This is a genomic window from Corynebacterium afermentans subsp. lipophilum (assembly GCF_030408375.1).
In the GTDB taxonomy this organism is placed as follows: Bacteria; Actinomycetota; Actinomycetes; order Mycobacteriales; family Mycobacteriaceae; genus Corynebacterium; species Corynebacterium lipophilum.
The window spans coordinates 1,192,636-1,212,079 of record NZ_CP046530.1; the positions used below are offsets into that span (position 1 = coordinate 1,192,636).

Genomic DNA, 19,444 nt, shown 5'->3' on the forward strand with positions numbered 1-19,444 from the left:
TCACACTACAACGGCGCCGATTGCATAACCCAGAATTACGCTGACAAAGATGCACACCACTCCCGGAACGAGGAACGGGTGGTTAAACACGTATTTGCCAATGCGGGTGGAACCGGTGTCATCCATCTCCACCGCGGCGAGCAACGTCGGGTACGTCGGCAGCACGAACAGTGCCGAGACTGCGGGGAAGGCGGCGAGCGCAGTCAGCGGGCTCACCCCAATCGCAAGCGCTGCCGGGATGAGCGCCTTCGCCGTGGCTGCTTGGGAGTACAGCAGCGATGCGGCGATGAAAAGCACGACCGCGAGCAGCCACGGCTTCGCGGTGAGCACGTCGCCGGCGATGTTCTGGATGTCCTCGATGTAGTAGTTGATGAACGTCGTGCCCAGCCAGGCCACACCGAGCACGCACACGCAGGCGGACATGCCCGAACGGAACACCTGCGTGTTCAGGATCTCCGCTGCCGTCGTGCGGGTGACCAGCACGATGGCTGCCGCGGCGCCGAGCATGATGGCCATGATCGCTTCGTTTCGCGGGATTGTCGGATCCGAAATGAGCCCCACCTGATCAGAGATCAGCGTGGCGTAGACCATCACGATCACAATCGCGGCGAGGAAGATCCCCACCGAGGCCTTTGCACCTTGGGGCGGGACGTAGTGCTCGCGCGAAGCCGGCTGCGCAACGAGGCCTTCGGACACTCGCTTGCGGTAGACCGGATCATCTTCGAGCTCCGCGCCCGTCTTGTTGGCGATCCAGGCCATGGGGAAAATTGCCAAGAACGTCGCGGGGATCATCACCGCCAGCAGCTGGAGGTAGCCCACACCGAGCGGCTCGAGCGCCGAGGCCATGAACACCACCGCGGCGGAAATCGGCGAGGCGACGATAGCCATCTGTGAGGCGATCACGGCCGCCGCCAGTGGGCGCGAGGGCCGCACCTTGCCCTCCTTGGCCACCTCCACGATGACGGGCATGGTGGAAAATGCGGTGTGGCCGGTGCCGGCGAGCACCGTCATCAGCCAAGTGACAATTGGGGCGTAGACCGTGATGCGCTTCGGGTTGCGGCGCAGGAAGCGCTCTGCCAGGTCCACCAGGTAGTCCATGCCGCCGGCGAGCTGCATCGCGGAGATAGCCGCGATGACGCACATGATGATGCCGATGACATCGAACGGGATGGCTTCCGCGCTGACCGGCATCCCGGTGGCGCCCAGCAGTAGCACGCCGAGTCCGCCGGCGAAGCCGATGGCGATAGAGCCCATCCGCGCTCCCACCACAATCGCTCCGAGGAGGATGATGATGTGGACGGCGAGTAACACGACGGGCTCCTTCAGACAGTTATTAGGTCATCCCATTATCTGTCCGGAGGAGCCCGAAACGGAAATGCAGCCGATGTGATGTTGGCTACGCCTCCGCGCCTACTCTTCCAAGCTCGACTCGTCGTCGACGTAGAGCTTGCCCCGGTACTCGGGGTGCATGAGGTTTTCCTTGCTCAGCAGCTTCTTCAGATCTTCTTCCTCGATGAGGCCCTTCTCCAGCACGAGGTCGTAGACACTCTTGCCGGTTTCTGCCGCCTCGCGGCCGATAAGGTCGCCGTTGTGGTGGCCGATCACCGGGTTGAGGTAGGTGATAATCCCGATGGAGTTAGTCACGTACGCCTCGCACACATCCTGGTTGGCAGTGATGCCGGTGACGCACTTCTCGCGCAGGGTCTTCGCCGCGTTGGCGAGCAGGCGGATGGACTCGAACAGTGCTTGACCGATCACCGGCTCCATCACGTTGAGCTGGAGCTGCCCCGCCTCGGAGGCCATGGAGATGGTCACGTCGTTGCCGAAGACCTTGAAGCAGACTTGGTTGACCACTTCGGGGATCACCGGGTTGACCTTCGCCGGCATGATCGAGGAACCCGCCTGACGCTCCGGCAGGTTGATTTCGTTCAGACCGGCGCGCGGGCCGGAAGACAGCAGGCGCAGGTCGTTGCAGATCTTCGACAGCTTCATCGCGGCGCGCTTGATAGCGCTGTGCATCATCACGTAACCGCCGGTGTCGGAAGTCGCCTCGATCAGGTCCGGCGACGCCTGGATGTCCAGACCGGTGACCTCGCGCAGCGCGGAGACCACCTGGTCACGGTAGCCGCTCGGGGTGTTGATGCCGGTGCCGATAGCGGTCGCGCCCAGGTTGACCTCCAGCAGCGAGTCGGCGGCGCTGCTGATGGTGCGCTGCTCCTCGGCAAGGTTGGCGCCGAAGGCGGTGAATTCCTGGCCCAGGGTCATCGGGACGGCATCCTGGAGCTGGGTGCGGCCCATCTTGATGATGTCGGCGAACTCGTCGCCCTTCGCACGCAGCGCCTTCTGCAGCTCGTCGAGCTCCTCCAACAGCCCCTGCACGGCGTAGTACACGCCGAGGCGGAAACCGGTCGGGTACGCGTCGTTAGTGGATTGCGACATGTTGACGTCGTCGTTCGGGTTGATCACCGAGTAGTCGCCCTTTTCGCGGCCGATCAGCTCGAGCGCGAGGTTGGCCACCACTTCGTTGGTGTTCATGTTCAGCGAGGTGCCCGCGCCGCCCTGGAAGACGTCGATCGGGAACTGGTCCATGCACACGCCCTCGTCCAGGATCTTGTCGCAGGCCGCCACGATTGCTTCGGACTTGTCCTTCGGCAGGGCGTGCAGGCGGCGGTTAGCCATCGCGGTGGCTTTCTTCACCTGCACCATGCCGCGAATGAACTCCGGCACGTCGTTGACGGTGCTACCGGAGATCTGGAAATTGTCCTTGGCGCGCTGGGCGTGGATGCCGTAGTAGACGTCGGCGGGAACCTCGGCGGTGCCGAGGAGGTCTTCTTCAGTACGAGTGCTCATGGGCGCCACTATACGTAGCAACAAGCTTCTCGACGGGCGCTGCGTACCCCCGTTTTATGCCTGTCGAGCTGCAGAAAACCAATCGTCCACGTCACTAGCGCCCGAGCCGACGAAGTTGTCCGCGGCGAACTTCAACACACCGGCGGGAACCTCCTCGGCGAGTCCCAGCACCGCGCATCTGGCGGCGGCCGCGGCGGACATGCCGTGCCAGGAGTCCTCCACCACGAGACACTCTCCCGGCGCCGCACCCACGCGCCGGGCTGCCTCGAGGTACATGTCCGGCGCCGGCTTCGCGTGCGCCACTTCGTCGCCGGTGATGGTGCCTGCGAAGAAGTCGCGCCCGATCGCGTCAATGCACGGATCCGCTACCACCCGCTCTGTGTTAGTGCAGATGAACATCGGCGTGCCCCGCCGTGCGAGCGACTCGAGCACGCCGCCGATGCCGGGGTTGAGCTCGATGCCGGTGGCGAACAGCTCGCGCATGCGGTCGAACATCCAGGTGCGGTAGCGCTCCAGGTCGCCGTCTTGCAGCTCGTAACCCGCCCACTCGGCCACCACGTTCAAGGTGTTGGGGAAGCTGCCGCCGATGGTTTTGGCGCGCACCTCCGGGGTCAGCGGGCGGCCTAGCAGCTCGCCGAGCTCGTACGTGGCCTTGCCCCACAGCGGTTCCGTGTCGATGAGGGTGCCGTCCATGTCCCAGAGGACGGCGGCCGGCCTACTCAAGTTCCGGAAGTTCGTTAAGCGCTTCGTCGGTGGCGCCGGTGGCGGCCGCCGCGCGGAACACCAGGGTCTCGATGTCGGCCTTCTCTTCCGGCTCAAGCACCGCGTTGGCGTGTTTCTCGTTGAATTCTTCGAGGTTGTCGTAGAACGGCGCCACGACCTTGACCAGCGCGTCGCCCTCAGGGTCGTCGCCGAGCAAGTCGAGTGCGTCCAGGAACATCTCCAGGAGCTTTTTCAGATCCGGCAGCACTGCCGGGTCGAAGGGCTCTTCCCACAGGTCCTTGTCCTCGTCCTGGAGGTAGGAGCCGGTGGCGAAGGTGGTCAGGTCGTCGATGAATTCGTCTACCTCGGGCTGAAACTGAGCCCGAATCGAGTTGTCCGCAGCTGCGCTCATGCGCCCTATTGTGCGCGAGGCGAGCTAAATGCGCACGCCGAGCAGCCCGTCGAGGGCGGTGGCGATGATCTGGTTGCAGTCGCCGGCCGCGCCGTCGAGAAGCGAAAGTGCCACAGGGGTGTTGAGGTCGTCGGCGAGAATCGCGCGAAGCTTATCGACGACTTCCGTCGCCTCCGCCTCACTGACCTCCTCCGAGAGCTGCTCACGCCAACGCGCGAGCCGCTTTTCTGCCTCGTCGAGGATCGCGTCGGAGAAGTCCCGGTCCTCGCGGTAGTGACCCGAAAAGACGGCCAGGCGGATCGCCGACGGGTCGTGGCCCGCCTCCGAGAGCTTGTGCACGAACACGAGGTTGCCCAGGGACTTGGACATCTTCACCCCGTCGAGCGCGATCATGCCGGCGTGGACGTAGTGGCCCGCCATGCGGTCCACCTCCAGCGCCGCCTCGGCGTGCGCCGCGGAGAATTCGTGGTGCGGAAACGCCAGGTCAGACCCGCCGCCCTGGATGGCAAAGTGCCCGCCCAGACGGTTGGTCGCAATCGCGGAGCACTCGACGTGCCAGCCGGGCCGGCCCGGACCGAAGGGCGAATCCCAGGCGGGCTCGCCCTCGCGGTGACCGCGCCAAATCAGCGCATCCAGCGGGTCGCGCTTGCCCTCGCGCTCCGGATCGCCGCCGCGCTCAGCGAAGTACTCCTCCATGGTCGCGCGGTCCAGGTTGGACTCGTAGCCGAACTGCTTGGTGGCCTCGATGGAGGCGTAGATGTCGCCGTGGTCGAGCTCGTACGCCGCGTCGGCGTCGAGAAGCTCCTGCACCATCGCGATCACCTCGTCTACCGACTCCATCGCGCCGATGTAGTCGCGGGGCGGGATCACGGACAGGATCTCCATGTCGCTGCGGAACAGGTTGATCTGGCTGGTGCCGAGTTCGCGCCAGTCCACGCCGTCGCGTTCAGCGCGCTCGAACAATGGGTCGTCCACATCGGTGATGTTTTGCACGTAGTGGACCTTGTGGCCGTTGGCGATGAGTTGGCGCTGCGCCAGGTCGAAGGTGAGGTAGGTTGCGGCGTGGCCGAGGTGGGTGGAGTCGTACGGCGTGATGCCGCAGACGTACATCCCCACCTCCCCGTTCGCGTCCGGGGTGGTGTCTACTTCCTTGACGCGCTGATCGGCGGTGTCGTAGAGCTTCAGTGCCACCGGGGTGCCGGCGACTGCGGGTACGGACGGGTCGGGCCATGCATGCATGCGCACAACCCTACAACTACGCGGCCATCACGCCAGTGCCGAGCAGCGCCATGACAAGAAGGCCCAGCGGAATGCGGTAGGCGGCGAACCACGCGAACGAGTGGTTGGACACGAACTTCAGCAGCCACGCGATCGAGATGTAGCCGACCACGAAGGCGATGCCGGAGCCGGCGAGCAGCTGCAGGCCGCTCGCCGCCTGGCCTGCCTGAGGGTCGAAGGCGTCCGGCAGGGAGAACAGCCCGGAGGCCAGCACGGCGGGGATGGCCAGCAGGAAGGAAAAGCGGGTGGCCACCTCGCGGTCGAGGTTGCGGAAAAGGCCGCCGGAGATGGTGCCGCCGGAGCGCGACACACCCGGGATGAGCGCCAGGCACTGCCACAGACCCATCACAACCGCGTCCTTCATGGTTAGGTCCTCGAAGCCGCGGGTCTTCTTGCCGCGACGCTCGGCCAGGATGAACACCAGCGAGAACAGGATCAGCACGGTGGCGGTGATCCAGAGGTTGCGGAAGTTCTCGCGGATTACGTCTTTGAGCAGCACGCCCGCGATGCCGACCGGGATGGTGCCAGCGATGACCATCCACCCCATGCGGTAGTCGAAGTTCCTCTTGGACTTGTCCGCTAGGCCGGCGAACCAGGCGGTGAGGATGCGCCAGATATCTTTGGCAAAGAACACCAGTACGGCTAACTCGGTGCCCAGTTGGATCACGGCGGTGAAGCTGGCGCCGGCGTCTTCGCCCCAAAACAGCTGGGAGACGATGCGCAGGTGGCCCGAGGAAGATACTGGCAGAAACTCGGTGAGGCCCTGGACGATGGACAGGACGATCACCTGCACCCAGGACATGGTGGTGGCGGGATCAGTCATGGCGAAAGACACTACCCCGCCCGCTTAGCCATCGCGGTACGCGACGGGCGCGTTGCTAGGCTTTGGCCTTGTGAATGCTCGTCTATTTGCCCCCAGTTCCCGCCTCCGCTTCGCCGCTGTTTCCGGTGCCGTCGCGGCTGCCCTGGCGCTGAGCGCCTGCGGCGCGTCTCCTTCCGCCAAGATCGAGGAAGCGGGCGGTGAGGCGGCCGCGAACATGGGCAGCGCTGAGCCGGTGCAGTCCCCGCAGTCGTCGGACCCGGCGGGCGCAGTGGTGAACTTCGAGCCAGTGAGCGATGTGGACGAGACGAACGGCCGCATCGGCGTGCGCACTGAAAACGCGCTGACCATCGGCACTCTCGAGGAGATCCAGCAGGGCAAGGCCGCCCGCCACGAGCTGGACCAATCCTGTGGCGAGGCTTCCGCAAACGCCGGCACCTTCGCGCTTGCCTGCGCGGGCGAGATCAAGCTCTTCGGCGACCGGGAGGAGACTATCGCCACCGATAAGCCGGTCACGGTGGCCACGGTGGCGTCGACAGGCGAGGTGCTCGCAGGCAGCGACACTGAGCGCAAGGTGTGGGTCTTCGACGGCGGCGAGCTGAAAGACACCATCGACGTCGCGCGCGAGACCGACCAGCTTGAGGCGGTGCAGGTGGACGACCAGCACGACTCCGTGGTGCGCACCAACCGCTTCGACACCACCATCCAGGACATTGACTGGAACGGCTCGCGCCAGGGCGGCACCCTGCGGGTCGGCCTGGGCGTGGGCAAGGTGCGCGGCGGCGAGCACGGCCTGGTGCTGGCCGCGGATTCCACCGGCAACCAGATCCACGTCTACACCACCGACGACATCATCCGCCTCCAGCAGTCCGCACCCGTGCCGGAGGGGCCCTGGGACGCCGCGTGGGATCCTGCGCAGCGCCTTGCGTGGGTCAGCTCGCTGGCCAGCAACACCGCCACCGGCTACGACATCTCGCAAGGCATTCCGGTGAAACGCAAGCACTTCGCCACCGTCGCCGATGCCCAGAGCATCATTACGCTTGACGACGGCACCGTGGTCGCCGCCTCCGCATCCGGCGACGGCATCCAGATCGTCTCCCCCGCCGACCAGACCGAGAGCAACTAGGAGATACCACCCATGACGCTCTACGACCGCGCACTCAAGCTCATGTTCCTGCTGCCGCCGGAGCGCATCCACGGCATCATCAGCGGCGCGTTGCAGACGCTGCACTTGGTCACCCCGGTCAACCGCGTGATGGAAAAGGCCGTGCGCGTGCACGACCCGGTGCTGCACCAAACTGTTTTCGGCGTGGATTTTCCCGCCCCGCTGGGGCTGGCGGCCGGCTTTGACAAGAACGCCGAGGCGATCGACTCCTGGGGCGCGATCGGCTTCGGCTACGCCGAGATGGGCACCGTGACCCCGAAGTCCCAGCCGGGCAACCCCACGCCGCGTCTGTTCCGCCTGCCGGAGGACAAGGCGATTTTGAACCGCATGGGCTTCAACAACAAGGGCGCGCTCGTGGTCGCCGACAACCTCCGCGCGCGGCGCTCCCGCGACGTGGTGGGCATCAACATCGGCAAGAACAAGACCTCCGAAGATGCCGTGGCGGACTACCGCGCCACCGCGACGCTTCTGGGCCAGCTTGCGGACTACCTGGTGGTCAACGTCTCTTCCCCCAACACGCCGGGTCTGCGCGACCTGCAGGCGGTGGAGGAACTCCGCCCGATCCTGGAGGTTGTAAAGAGGTCCACCACCACCCCGGTGCTGGTGAAGATCGCGCCAGATCTTTCCGACGAAGACATCGACGCCGTGGCTGACCTCGCCGTGGAGCTGGACCTTGCTGGCATCGTGGCCACCAACACCACCATCTCCCGCGACGGGCTGAAAACTCCCGCCTCCAGGGTGGAGAAGATGGGCGCAGGCGGGATCAGCGGTGCCCCGTTACAGAAGCGCTCGCTCGAGGTGCTCAAGCGCCTCAACGAGCGAGTCGGCGACAAGCTGGTGCTGGTCAGCGTCGGCGGCATTTCCACCCCGGAGCGGGCGTGGGAGCGCATCGCCGCGGGCGCGAGCCTGCTGCAGGGCTACACCCCGTTCATCTACGGCGGGCTGGGCTGGATCCGCGGCATTCACCGCGGGATCGCCGCACAGATTAAAGCCCACGGCCTGGACTCGATTGAGCAGGCCGTGGGCAGCGGGCTGGAGTGGAAAGAACTCTAAACGCGCCCTGCTGCGCTGCGGCGCAGAACCACCGCGCACAGCCCGGCGGCGAGCGCCCACCCGATGAGCCAGAACGGTGTGGTGACCATGAATTCAGTGTCGGGCGCGATGAAGCCGAGCCCGATGAGCACCACCGCCGCCAGCAGCGCGCCCACCTGGGTGCGGGAACCTGCTTGGTTGGTGTTGTAGGTGGCGAAGGCACCGACGATGGCCACCGCGGCGATCACGGAGAGCACCTGCGGGGTAATCGAAAACGCGGCGTCGCCTCGAAGCAGCGCCAGCACGGCGTAGAGCACTAACACGAGCGCGATGCCCAAAAACGCGCCGCCGACGCGAAGTTGCACTGAAACCATTCGGCGAATCTTACTGGTTTTCGTACCAGCCCCAGATGATGGCGCGGCCGAGCGAGTGAAAGTTCAGGTTGAAGCCGAGCTGGGTGGGGTTGGCAATCTCGTCTGCAGGCAGCTCCGTGTCCACCGCGTGTACGGCGAACAGGTAGCGGTGCGGGCCGTGGCCTGCCGGCGGGTTGGCGCCGTAGTAGCCCTTCACGCCGCTGTCGCCGGTGAGCACGACCGCGCCGACGCCGAGATCCTCCTTCGCGCCTGCTCCGGAGGGCAGCTCGGTAACGTCCGCGGGGATGTTAAAGGCGGACCAGTGCCAGAAACCTGACGCAGTCGGTGCGTCCGGGTCGAAACAGGTCACCGCGAAGGTCTTGGTGCCCTCCGGGGCACCGGACCAGGACAGCTGCGGGCTGGTGGCACTGTCGCCGGCCAGTGCGTCGGCAAGCCGCTCGCCGTCGACGATGTCCTCGGAGGCGATGTCGAAGGACGGCACGTCCGTCAGCGGCGCGTACGGGTCGGGGCCGGGGAAACGGTCGGAAACATAGTTGGCAGTCATGACCCCATTCCTACCGGAGAGCTAGTGACCCCCGCCACTCCACGCGGCGAAAAGTTGCGCGTATCTCCCGCCGGCTGCCATGAGCTGGGCGTGGGTGCCGTCCTCGATGATGCGCCCGGCGTCCATGACCAAAATTCGGTCCGCGGCCGCCGCCTGGTCCAGGCGGTGCGCCACCACCAACGCCGTGGTGCCCTCCGCGATGCGTGCGGCCGCTTCTTCCAGTGTGTTCGTGGCGTCGCTGCCGGCTTCTGCCGTGGCCTCGTCCAGGATGAGCACCTTCGGTCTTGACAGTGCGACGCGCGCGAGTGCCAGCTGCTGCTCCACCTCCGGCGGGAGCTCCTCCGCTCCCGCGCCGACGGCGGTGTCCAGCCCTTTCGGGAACAAGCGCGCGAACTGGGTGCCATCCGGGTCGAGCCCGACGTGTTTTAACGCGCGCAGCAGTTCTGCATCGGTGGCCCCCTGGGCGGCCATCGAGAGGTCCTCGCGCAACGTGCCGGCGAACAGGTGGACATCCTGGGTGAGCAGGGTGACGTTCTTCGCGGTCCACGTGTCGCTGACCTGCGAAGTGCCCACTCTTCCCACCCGGATGCTGCCTGCCGTGGGCTCCACCAGCCCCGCGATGAGCGCGGCGAGCGTGGACTTACCCGCTCCCGAGGTACCCACCAGCGCGGTGATTGTTCCCGCTTCCAGCGTGACAGAGAGGTCCTCCAGCACGTTGGCGCCGCCCGGGTACGCGAAGGAGACGTGGTCGACTACCACCTCCACGGGCTGAGTCAGGTCCTCCGGTACCGCTGTGGCGACGCGGCCGTCCGCGAGCTTGGCCAGGCTCACCGCGCGGCCTACGGCGGTGGCCGCACCTTGCAGCTCGCCGACGAAGAACAGGGCGTTGAACACCATGACTTCGGCGCGGATCACCATGAACACCGCTGCGCTCGCCTGGCCCGGGGTGACAGCGCCGGCCGAGGCGAGCCAGGCACCCACGCCGAGGGTGAGTAGCACCCACGCGGCGAAAGCGACCTGGCCGATGCCTGTGAGCCGGATGAACCAGGGCACACGGTCCATCTCCGCTTCCACGGCGCCCCAAGAGGTCCGCCGCATCCGGGCCAGTGCCCAGCGCTCCAAATCGAAGGCGCGCAGGGTGGGCAGCCCCCGGACGGTATCCAGCAGCACTGCGTTGCGGCGCGCCTCCGCCACGCTCACGGCGTTGGAGGCAGCCGGGATCGCCCGCACCACTTCACGGGCGAACGGGTAGGTGCAGATGCAGACTGCGACGAGGATAAGGGCGAAGCGGACGTCGATAAGCAAAAGCCCGATAAACGTGATCGGAAAGACGAACACGGTGGTGAGCACGCGCGAACCGATGGCGGTGATGGTTTGGACGACGTCGTCGATGTCCTTGGTCATGCGTGTGATCACGTTGCCGGTGCCGAGCTCCATCACCCGCGGCACGGGTGCGCGCAGGATCGCGTCGAGGCAGCGACGGCGCAAGTCGATGGACGCGCGGGCGACCTTGAGGCCCACCACGTAGTTACCGAGGGCGCGCAGGAACATCTCGACGAGCATGCAGGCCAACGCCAGTCCAACAGTCCACACAAAGGCGCGGGTGCCGGTGCCCAGTAGCGGCACCTCGCCTCCGGTGAGCGGGTCGACGCTGCGCCCGAACAGGTTCGACTGCGTGGTGTACACGGCGACGATGAGCGCCTGGATGAGCAGCAGACCCGCCCACCAGCGTCTGTCCAGCGCGTTGGGCAGCGCCGAGAGGTACGCAAAGGTCTCCTTCACACTTGCGGGTGCGACCGCGTCTGTGCGTGCGTAATCGCGCGCCATCTACGCCACCTCCAGCGCGGTTCCGGCGTGCTGCCACGCCGCGTTTCCGGTGATGACCACGGTGGTTTTGTCCGCCCTGAGCGCGGCGACGGCCGCCACGACGTCCGCCTGGGTCACGGAATCGAGCCCCGTGGTTGGGTCGTCCAGGATGAGCACGTCCGGGTCGGCGGCGAGTGCCCTGGCGAGCGCGACGCGCTGACGCTGCCCGCCGGAGAGGTTCAGGCCGGCCTCCCCAAGCGGCGCGTCCGGCAACTCGCCGTTTTCGCCTATGCCGCCGAGCCTGCGGAGAATGTCCTGGCAGTGGGCGGCGGCGAGCGCTTGTTTCACCGCTTCTTCCGGTACATCCCCGCGCGGATTCACGTTGTCCGCGATGGTGCCTTCAAACACGTTGACGGTGTGCGGCGGGAACAGGACATCGCCGCGCTGCGCCCACGCGGTGGCTGTGGCGTAGGAGCGCTCCGCCGGCTCGAGGATCCACAGCCCCGCGCCTGGGACCGGGGTGCCTGTCGGCTCAGGCCCCGCGGTGTCGTCGCCCGCGTGGTGCAACTGCTCGATTCGCTGACCGCTCGCGACGGCCCTGCCCCACCCGCTGGCTAAATCGCCGAACGCGAAGCCCGCCATGTTCAACGCCGGCGGCACCAACAGTGCCACGGACGTCAGCTGTCCCGGGGTGATCCCCCCGCGCAGCGTCATCCACGCGCTGAAGCCCACGATGGCAAGGTTGCACAGCCACGCCACGCAGAACCTGGCAAAACCCAGCCACACCTCCACACGCAGGTGGGTGAGCATGAGGCGCTTCGCCTTGGCCGTCTCCTCGTGGAAGCGCTCAGCGACGGTCCCGCCCGCCCCCAGGCCCTTGACAGTGCGAATGCCTTGCGACGCATCCGTGGCCAAGCCAGCAACGTCCGCCTCCGCGGCGCGGCGCTTCAGCGACACCCGCGTCACCGGCCCCGCGGTCCACGCGGCGAACAGGGCGATGATTAACGCACTCGCCGGGATGGCCAGCGAGATCCACGGGGAGACCGACCACATCGCCACCATCGCGCCGGCCGCGTAGCCGATGGCCATCAGCGGAAACGACAGCAGCTCACGGTAGCGGCCGACAGTGTTCGCGTCCGCGTCGATGGTGTTGAGCACCGTGCCGGGGCTCATCGCTCCCGCCCCGCGGCGCAGCACGCCCGAGGACAGGTGTTGCTGTGCGTTGTGGGTGACGCGGCGCACTGAGGCTGAAGCTAAGCCGTCGCCGGTGGCCTCGCCGATGAACTGGAGGATGAAAATGCCGACCAGCACCGCGAAAAGCCACCACGCGTTGAACGTGCTCTCGCCCACCAGGCCGTCCACGATCATGCCCACCACCACCGGCACAAACGCGGCGATTCCGGTGCCGAGAAGGTAGCTGACAATGTGCAGTGCCAACACGCCCGGATATGCGCCGACCATGTCCCTGACCACGCGGTTTCCACTACTCCAGCGCGCCGGGTGGAGACGGTTCGGATCGTCCGCAGGTGGCGCGGGTGGGACGAACCAGCTGTACGTCTTCATTCTGCGCGGTGGGGGCATCATTCTGGAAAACCTAGCAAATTTTCAGGGTTGTACTGGCGATTTGGCGGTTCAATCGGCCCGCCCTATAGTTATGCGAGTGCCCAGCCGCGAGGCTGAAAAACACCCTAAGCCCGGGTGGCGGAATGGCAGACGCGCTAGCTTGAGGTGCTAGTGTCCTATTAACGGACGTGGGGGTTCAAGTCCCCCTCCGGGCACAGACCCATCACCCCGTTCGCATACGTTGCGACGGGGTGTTTTTCGTTGTCGCGCTGCTGCTACGACCAGGCAGGCCCGCCCATCGCGCCCAGCGATCCCCCGCTCGAACGATCCGTACCGGGGTACTCAAACTCGAAGTAACGATCCAAGACCACAACGAACAGAAAACCCAGTCCGGCGAGCCCTCGTGCAATTGCCGATAATGTTTTGGTGCTCGGGAAGCGTATGCCCTCTAACAAGAGAGGAATTGTGATGGTCGCAATAGTTTGGAATAAAATCTCTTTTCGATACTCGAAATATGGGCCATATATTCTGCGGGATGCCGCGCTGTCGTTGTCACGGCCTGGCATCTACGAAGTCCGGGGCCCATCGGGAAGCGGTAAATCCACGGTTCTGGATCTGTTAGCCGGTCTGCGCTCACCCAGTGAAGGCAGGGTAACCATCGACGGTAAACGGTTCGGAAAGGGCGCGGCCAAGAAGCTAACCTCGTGGCGGGCCACGCACGTCGGGTACGCACCACAGGCACCGACCCTCCTGCCTAGCCTCAGCTGCCGGGAGAACCTCGAGCTGGCAGTTCACGTCGCCGGACGGGGCCTCGACGCCCAGGGCAGGGAAGAGCTGCTTGGCACGTTGGGCCTGCAGCCTTTCACAGAAGCCCTGCCGGCGGAGCTATCCGGGGGTCAACGCCAGCGCGTTGCGGTGGCCCAGGCACTAGCTTCCCAACCGGACTTGGTGCTCATGGATGAGCCCGTCAGCGCGCTTGATGGAGCGAATGTCACCGTGGTCGAGGACTTGTTGCGCCAGTCGGCGAAGCGGGGAGCGATAGTGGTCTATTGCTCCCACCGTGAGCTTTTCAACGGGCAGGCAAAAACGCTGCTGCAGATGGGGGCATAGCTCATGAAGACCATGACTCCCACCGCCGCCTACCGGAGAGAGCTGTCGGTGACGGCGCGCCCCTTCATCGGGGGAATCGTACTGGCTGCGGTAGTAATAGGCACGCTCGTCGGCACCATCCTTTACGTCGCATTCTCGACTGGCGGAAGCAGCGACTTCAAGGCCGGCGTGACGAATATGAGCCTGATTGCGATCATCCCGGCATTCGCCGGGGTCCGGTTGGCGCATCAGAATTTTATCACTGACCACCGAAATACCGTGCAAGCGCTGCGGATTCTCGGCATAGGCAGGGCGTTTTTCACCAGACACCTGCTCCTGCAAGGGGCGTGCCTGGCGCTTCTGGCAAGCGCTTCGGCGGTCGTGTTGGGACGGTTGTTAGCAACGCCGCTTTTCAAGGTGATTCTGCTAGGGCTCAACAAGCAGCTGCCAGATCACTGGGGCTCGCCCATTGACGTTGCCTGGTCGTCACTGCTGGTCTTAGTCCCCCTGTACCTCCTCGGCGTGGGGATTCTCAACGTCGACAAGGTGCTAGCCAAAACCGGGGATCGAGGAGCGGCGACAGTAGGTAAGTCCAAATCCTCGGTGGGGCTGGTTGGCCTAGTGCTCGCAGTGGTCAATATTGCCGCGGGGATCTGGTGCATGGTGACGACTCCGCCAGGGCCTGTCGTGTTGATATTTGTCTTCACCTTGCCGTTCCTCGCTGTCACACTTGCCGGCACCTTCGCCCGGGCGCTAGCTCGCTGGGCAGCCGCGGCGATCAAAAAGGTGAGCGGATGGTCGGCACCCGCGCTAGGCATCCGCTCCTCCGAAACCGTCGGGACGACCTCGAGGGTGGGGCTTGCTACCGCGCTCGTAGCCATTCCGCTGGCAGGCTTCACAGGTGCACAGACCTCGTTATGGGCGGCAAATTACGTAGGCTCCCAGAATTTCCAAACGGTCCCAGTCGTCGTTGGCCAAGATTTTCGCCTACTAGAAGCGCAGGAAGCAGACGGTGTATGTGAGGAGATCGGCGACGACTGCCGTGGGGTGGTCTACTGGCAGCCTTCGGACTTCGAATCCGCCGGGGAGACCTCCGTACCGATGGAGAAAGCGAATGACTATTCTCTGGCCGGATCAAATGACCAAGTGTTAGGGCAGCTACTCTCGCCCGCGGCGCCGGTGAAAGCTCACAGCCCCTTCTACCCAGACTTCATGGTGCCGTTCTCGGGTATTTCTAGCGAGTCTCCGGTCAAACCGGAATGGGGGCTTCCCGTGGTCGCAGAATCGGCTCGCGCACCGGATCATCTCCGGGTGGAGTCCGCGCAGGATTGGGTACGGCATGTGGATATGGATAGCCAGATCATGTACGGGCCCCACGGCGACGGAACCGCCGGCTTCGTCCCCACCGCGGCCTACACTCTGCTGGCGATCTGCCTGGTCCTCGCGGTCTCTGTGATGGGCAAGCGGGCCAATTTGCATGCGTTCTTCTCACCACTGCGTCTTCTGGGCCGTACCCAAGGCGCGATCCAGCGAGCAGAGTTCTGGGCAATCCTCTTTCCGTACTGTGTTGCCATGCTGACAGCGCTCCTAGTGGGCATCTGGTACACGGTCGCCGTCCATGTCGCAGTCTCGGCGTACCCGGGGGCGCTGCTGCCTTACCTTCCCCAGGGCTATGGGTGCTCTTTGTCCTCGTCTTCTTAGGCACGAGTGCGACTGCCTTCTTGCCAACTCCGGACAAGGACGAGCGTGGCGCAGATGCGCCCTAGACACTGGCGTGCCGGCGCCTAAAGAGGCTCTTCCGGTTTCGGGTTGCAACAACAGCGACCGCGCCGTCGGCCCATAGGTCACCCCGATTCCAAACACTGTCAATGCCAAAGAACGTACAAACAGGCCGACGCACGATGGGTTGCGTTGACGCGAGCTCATGAGTCCCCCTCCTCAAGTTGGTTCCAGACTACAGCCCGATGGAAGATAGCGGGGTGAATCGTTTGCGGAAGGCACCACGGAGGCGGGTGGCACTCGTCGTCGCGGCCAGCGCGTTGTTCGTCGCAGCTTGGATGCTTCTCGACGTCCCTCCGCTGTCCACCCTGCGCACATGGTCCGATGAGACCGGTGCCTGGTTCCCTGTCCTGTTCTGGCTGCTGTACGTGCTGATCACCCAGTTCCCCATCCCCAGGACCCTGATGACTGTCTCCGCCGGCATCCTTTTCGGCACCGGCCGCGGCATCCTTATCGCACTGACAGCCACGACGGTCAGCGCAATCATTTCTCTCCTCATTGTCCGGACGCTGCTACGGGACTGGGTGGAGCCGCGCCTGACGCACCCGGCCGTGGAGAACATCAACCGGCGGCTTGAAGAACGCGGTTGGTTGGCCATCTTGAGCCTGCGCATGATCGCGGCCGTGCCGTTTTCCATCATGAACTACGCCGCGGCGCTCACCCGTGTGCCCGTGGCCCCGTTCGCGCTGGCGACCTTGGTGGGTTCTGCGCCCGGCACGATCCTGGTCACCCTGTTCGGCGACACGCTCACGGGCGATGCAGACCCGGTGTTCGTGGCGATCATGGCCGTGCTCGCCGTCGTCGGCGTCGCCGGGCTATTGCTCGACGCGCGCTTGCCCACCCGCTCGGGACGTGTCGGAGTCAAGCCCCAAGGGTAGACAGGGGTACGCTACGGCCCATGATTGCCGTGCATGCGAGGTACCGGGGCCGCGAGAAGGCCCGCGCCACCGTGGTGGAGCGCTCCGCCGAGGCGCTGAGCTCCCTGCCCGGTGTCGCGGGCTTCGAGGTGCTCGGGGTGGAAGACATCCGCTCGCAGGTCGCGGACGCGGAGGCTGCGCTGAATTTGATCATGGCGCTGCTCTCGGACGGCAACTGGGCCATCGGACTCGGTATCGCAGACGGAACCGGCAGCAGCGCACCGAGCGATGCTTCTGCCACGGCGACTGCTGCAGTCGGGACGAGGGCGGGTCAGGTGCGGGTGATCGTCGATAGGCAAAATGCGACGACTGAAGCCGCGGACATCGCGGCGACCTTCGCGCTGATGTCGCACGTGCTGCATAAGCGCACCTACGAGGGGCGTGAGGCGACGTCGCTGGTGCGACGCGGCATGAACCAAAATGAGGCCGCCGCAACCCTGGGCATCTCCAAACAGGCGATGAGCCAGCGGTTGCAGGCGGCCGGGTGGCCCGCAGAGCAGGCCGGGTGGCAGCTAGCGCTGAATTTGATTACTCGGGCTGCTGGTCAGGGCGAGTAACAGGGCGCGAGACCGGGTCGGGCTGCGCCTCTGGCTGGAAGGTCTGCTCAAAACCGGTCTGCTGCGGCTCGCCCGTGGTGATCTCGCGGCGGGTGGCGCCGCTGGGTTCCGGTTTGGTCGACCCCTGTGCCGAATCCTGGGTCGGGTCCGGGTCGTCCACGTGCTTGTTGGCCACCGCACGCGCCTCGGCGAGCGCCTTCGCCAGCTCCGGGTCGGTGGAGGTGTCGAACCAACGGTCGGTGTTGCCGGACTCCGCGAGTTCGCGGTCCTGATCGGTCGGAGTCTCCGCCTCGTAGCGGAACACGCCGTCGTCGTCCTTGTTGGCGAACGCGCGGGCGAACTGCTGCAGCGAGTCGCCGAACTGGGACGGGATCATCCACATCGTCGCCGCGTCGTTGTTGGCGATCTTCGGCAGCTGCTCCAGGTACTGGTACGCCAATAGCTCCGGTGTGACGCCGGAGGACTTGATCGCAGCGTTGACCTTCTGGATCGCGCGGGCCTCACCCTGCGCAGCCAAGTACTTGGCGGCGCGCTCACCCTCGGCACGCAGCATCATCGCCTGGCGCTCCGCCTCCGCGTTGAGAATCGCGGCGTGCTTCTCACCCTCCGCGGAAAGGATGCGGGCCTGCTTCTCACCCTCTGCAGTCTTGATGTCGGACTCGCGCTTACCCTCGGCCGTGAGAATCATGGCTCGTTTTTCGCGGTCCGCCTTCATCTGCATCTCCATGGACTGCTGGATGGACGGCGGCGGATCAATCGCCTTGAGCTCCACACGGCTAATGCGCAGGCCCCACTTCGCGGTGGCCGCGTCCAGCTCGCCGCGCAAACGGCGGTTGATGGTCTCGCGCGAGGTCAGCGTTTCCTCGAGCGTCATGCCGCCAACGACGTCGCGGAGCGTGGCCACCGAGATCTGCTCCACGCCGACCAAGTAGTTGTCCACACCGTAGATGGCCTTGGCCGGGTCGTTGATCTGGAACGTGACCACCGTGTCGATCGCCACGGTCAAGTTGTCCTGAGTAATCACGGCCTGCGGCGGAAAGGACACCACGCGCTCACGGGTGTCCACGCGCTCGCGCACCCGATCGATGTAGGGCACAAGGAACGTCAGCCCGCCGGATGCGGTGCGGGTGTAGCGGCCGAGGCGCTCAATAACCGCCGCTTCGCCCTGCGGGATCAGCTTGATTGACGCAGTGAGAATTGCCACCACCAGCGCGATGATGACGATGAATGTGATAAACCCTCCCATTTAGGGCTCCTTCCACACGACAGCGACGGGGCCGTCAATATCGTAAACGGTCACGCGGGATCCCGCCGGGATGGTTTCCGCCGGATCGAGGCCGCGGGCGGACCACAGGGAGCCGTCGAAACGCACCTGGCCCTCACCGCCCACAATGTCCTCGACGACCTCCGCCGTGCTGCCAACCAGCGCCCTCGGCGAATCGTCCAACACCAGCGGCTTTTCCATGCGCCGGCGCAGCGGCGGACGCAGGAAGAACCAGAACAGCGCGGACGAGACGGCGAACACGGCGACTTCCGCCCAAATGGGCACACCAGCCAACGCGACAAGCGCCGTGGTGAGCGCACCTGCGCCGAGCATGAGCAGCGTCAGCTCGCCCACAGTCAATTCCAGAAGCGCCAGCAGCGCCGCGGCTAAAAACCAAAGTAAAGGTCCCACGTGACGTATCTTACATGTGTTCTAGAGATCGTTTTTGGATAATACCGGGTTGGTGACGAAGTCCACCAACCGCTCGACTGCGCCGATGAGCGTGGAATCCAGGTCCCGGAAGGTGCTCACTGACGACGACACGCGCCGCCACCCTTCCTTCGGGTTCGACCACCCCAGGCGGCGGCACACCCCGGTCTTCCAATCCTCACCGTAGGGCACCTCCGGCCACGCGGGAATACCCACGCTAGACGGCTTCACCGCAGCCCAGATATCAACGTATGGGTGGCCGGTGACCAGCACGTGCGGGCCGACGTGCTCCACCAGCCGGGACTCCTTCGTGCCCTCGATCAGGTGGTCCGCCAGCACGCCGATGCGCCTGCCCGGGCCGGGCTGAAACTCATCAAGGCGCTCCTGCAGGTTGTCCAGGCCTTCCAGGTACTCCACCACCACGCCCTCGACGCGGAGGTCGTGGCCCCACACCTGCTCTACAATCGCGGCGTCGTGGATGCCTTCCACCCAGATGCGCGACGGCATGGCCACTTTGGCCTTGACGTTTTCCACCTTCCGGGAGCCGGAGTTGGACCGCTTCGGCCCGTCGACGCGCGGCGCCACGTAGCGGGTCAGCGTCACGCGCTGGCCCTCCACCATGAACGCGCCGGGCAGCATCTTGAACAGGCGCTGGGTGCCGTAGCGGTCCTCCAGGCGCACAAAGTCGCCGTCGTAGGTCCGCTCGAAGCCCACCACCGCGCCGACAAAATCGTTGCCCACGATCTCCACGATGATGCCGGGTTCCGCCGGCATCTCCGGGTAGCTCGGGCGCTTGCTCCGCGCGTGTCCGCTGAAAATGTCTCCGCTGTACCGGCTATCTCGCATAATGCGTCCGCATTGTA

At 65.3% G+C, this 19,444-nt stretch carries 18 protein-coding genes, 1 tRNA gene and 2 pseudogenes; 7 read left to right on the forward strand and 14 right to left on the reverse strand.

Going from position 1 to position 19,444, the window contains the following annotated elements; translation table 11 throughout:
• The 6 genes from CAFEL_RS05705 to CAFEL_RS05730 all read right to left on the reverse strand — a co-directional run bounded on the left by CAFEL_RS05705 (position 1) and on the right by CAFEL_RS05730 (position 6,065).
• Positions 1 to 1,311: an anaerobic C4-dicarboxylate transporter gene (locus CAFEL_RS05705; protein ID WP_194559264.1), complete on the reverse strand. Its 1,311-nt coding sequence runs from the start codon at positions 1,309 to 1,311 to the stop codon at positions 1 to 3.
• A gap of 99 nt (positions 1,312 to 1,410) precedes the next feature.
• Complete coding sequence (gene aspA / locus CAFEL_RS05710) at positions 1,411 to 2,850, reverse strand: aspartate ammonia-lyase (protein ID WP_194559265.1); 1,440 nt, start codon at positions 2,848 to 2,850, stop codon at positions 1,411 to 1,413.
• Between the two features lie 54 nt (positions 2,851 to 2,904).
• Positions 2,905 to 3,573 carry an HAD family hydrolase gene (locus CAFEL_RS05715; protein WP_267238655.1) on the reverse strand — a complete coding sequence of 223 codons (669 nt, stop codon included), beginning with the start codon at positions 3,571 to 3,573 and terminating at the stop codon, positions 2,905 to 2,907.
• Positions 3,566 to 3,964, reverse strand: coding sequence for a hypothetical protein (locus CAFEL_RS05720; protein WP_034998990.1), 399 nt, complete (start codon positions 3,962 to 3,964; stop codon positions 3,566 to 3,568). The genes CAFEL_RS05715 and CAFEL_RS05720 overlap by 8 nt, the downstream gene beginning before the upstream one ends.
• A gap of 24 nt (positions 3,965 to 3,988) precedes the next feature.
• Entirely contained in the window at positions 3,989 to 5,203 is a 1,215-nt protein-coding gene (mshC, locus tag CAFEL_RS05725) for a cysteine--1-D-myo-inosityl 2-amino-2-deoxy-alpha-D-glucopyranoside ligase (protein ID WP_194559266.1), read from the reverse strand.
• Between the two features lie 16 nt (positions 5,204 to 5,219).
• The gene (locus CAFEL_RS05730) at positions 5,220 to 6,065 is read right to left on the reverse strand and encodes an undecaprenyl-diphosphate phosphatase (RefSeq protein WP_194559267.1); all 846 of its coding nucleotides are present in this window, start codon (positions 6,063 to 6,065) and stop codon (positions 5,220 to 5,222) included.
• Between the two features lie 70 nt (positions 6,066 to 6,135).
• On the opposite strand from CAFEL_RS05730, the gene CAFEL_RS05735 reads away from it, so the two are divergent.
• Positions 6,136 to 7,188 carry a YncE family protein gene (locus CAFEL_RS05735; RefSeq protein WP_290171951.1) on the forward strand — a complete coding sequence of 351 codons (1,053 nt, stop codon included), beginning with the start codon at positions 6,136 to 6,138 and terminating at the stop codon, positions 7,186 to 7,188.
• Between the two features lie 12 nt (positions 7,189 to 7,200).
• On the forward strand, positions 7,201 to 8,280 hold the full coding sequence (locus tag CAFEL_RS05740) for a quinone-dependent dihydroorotate dehydrogenase (protein ID WP_194559269.1): 1,080 nt from the start codon (positions 7,201 to 7,203) through the stop codon (positions 8,278 to 8,280).
• Here the strand turns inward: CAFEL_RS05740 and CAFEL_RS05745 are convergent.
• From CAFEL_RS05745 to tetA, 5 genes and pseudogenes are all read right to left on the reverse strand, one after another.
• Positions 8,277 to 8,633, reverse strand: a complete 357-nt coding sequence (locus CAFEL_RS05745) for a hypothetical protein (RefSeq protein WP_194559270.1) — start codon at positions 8,631 to 8,633, stop codon at positions 8,277 to 8,279. The genes CAFEL_RS05740 and CAFEL_RS05745 overlap by 4 nt on opposite strands.
• 10 nt (positions 8,634 to 8,643) lie before the next feature.
• On the reverse strand, positions 8,644 to 9,177 hold the full coding sequence (locus tag CAFEL_RS05750; RefSeq protein ID WP_194559271.1) for a YbhB/YbcL family Raf kinase inhibitor-like protein: 534 nt from the start codon (positions 9,175 to 9,177) through the stop codon (positions 8,644 to 8,646).
• Positions 9,178 to 9,198: 21 nt separating this feature from the next.
• A pseudogene (locus tag CAFEL_RS11290) lies at positions 9,199 to 9,895 on the reverse strand (ATP-binding cassette domain-containing protein); the annotation flags it as partial.
• A gap of 141 nt (positions 9,896 to 10,036) precedes the next feature.
• Positions 10,037 to 11,004 (reverse strand): annotated as a pseudogene (locus CAFEL_RS11295) (ABC transporter transmembrane domain-containing protein); the annotation flags it as partial.
• The gene (tetA, locus tag CAFEL_RS05760; RefSeq protein WP_353959462.1) at positions 11,005 to 12,567 is read right to left on the reverse strand and encodes a tetracycline efflux ABC transporter TetAB subunit A; all 1,563 of its coding nucleotides are present in this window, start codon (positions 12,565 to 12,567) and stop codon (positions 11,005 to 11,007) included.
• A gap of 108 nt (positions 12,568 to 12,675) precedes the next feature.
• On the opposite strand from tetA, the gene CAFEL_RS05765 reads away from it, so the two are divergent.
• From CAFEL_RS05765 to CAFEL_RS05785, 5 genes are all read left to right on the forward strand, one after another.
• Positions 12,676 to 12,761, forward strand: a tRNA-Leu gene (locus CAFEL_RS05765).
• Positions 12,762 to 13,014: 253 nt separating this feature from the next.
• Positions 13,015 to 13,656 carry an ATP-binding cassette domain-containing protein gene (locus CAFEL_RS05770; protein ID WP_194559273.1) on the forward strand — a complete coding sequence of 214 codons (642 nt, stop codon included), beginning with the start codon at positions 13,015 to 13,017 and terminating at the stop codon, positions 13,654 to 13,656.
• A gap of 3 nt (positions 13,657 to 13,659) precedes the next feature.
• Positions 13,660 to 15,336 (forward strand): FtsX-like permease family protein, encoded by a 1,677-nt coding sequence (locus CAFEL_RS05775; protein WP_194559274.1) that lies wholly within the window; start codon positions 13,660 to 13,662, stop codon positions 15,334 to 15,336.
• A gap of 263 nt (positions 15,337 to 15,599) precedes the next feature.
• Positions 15,600 to 16,292, forward strand: coding sequence for a TVP38/TMEM64 family protein (locus tag CAFEL_RS05780; RefSeq protein WP_194559275.1), 693 nt, complete (start codon positions 15,600 to 15,602; stop codon positions 16,290 to 16,292).
• A 20-nt stretch (positions 16,293 to 16,312) separates the two neighbouring features.
• Positions 16,313 to 16,888, forward strand: coding sequence for a MarR family transcriptional regulator (locus CAFEL_RS05785; RefSeq protein ID WP_194559276.1), 576 nt, complete (start codon positions 16,313 to 16,315; stop codon positions 16,886 to 16,888).
• Here CAFEL_RS05785 and CAFEL_RS05790 read toward each other — a convergent pair.
• Genes CAFEL_RS05790 through CAFEL_RS05800 form a run of 3 tightly spaced genes read right to left on the reverse strand, consistent with a single transcriptional unit; the run spans position 16,860 to position 19,427 of the window.
• Entirely contained in the window at positions 16,860 to 18,134 is a 1,275-nt protein-coding gene (locus tag CAFEL_RS05790) for an SPFH domain-containing protein (protein WP_194559277.1), read from the reverse strand. The two genes, CAFEL_RS05785 and CAFEL_RS05790, sit on opposite strands and share 29 nt — an antisense overlap.
• Complete coding sequence (locus CAFEL_RS05795) at positions 18,135 to 18,563, reverse strand: NfeD family protein (RefSeq protein ID WP_194559278.1); 429 nt, start codon at positions 18,561 to 18,563, stop codon at positions 18,135 to 18,137. It lies immediately after the preceding gene.
• Between the two features lie 21 nt (positions 18,564 to 18,584).
• Complete coding sequence (locus CAFEL_RS05800) at positions 18,585 to 19,427, reverse strand: DUF3097 domain-containing protein (protein WP_194559279.1); 843 nt, start codon at positions 19,425 to 19,427, stop codon at positions 18,585 to 18,587.
• Positions 19,428 to 19,444 lie beyond the last annotated feature (17 nt).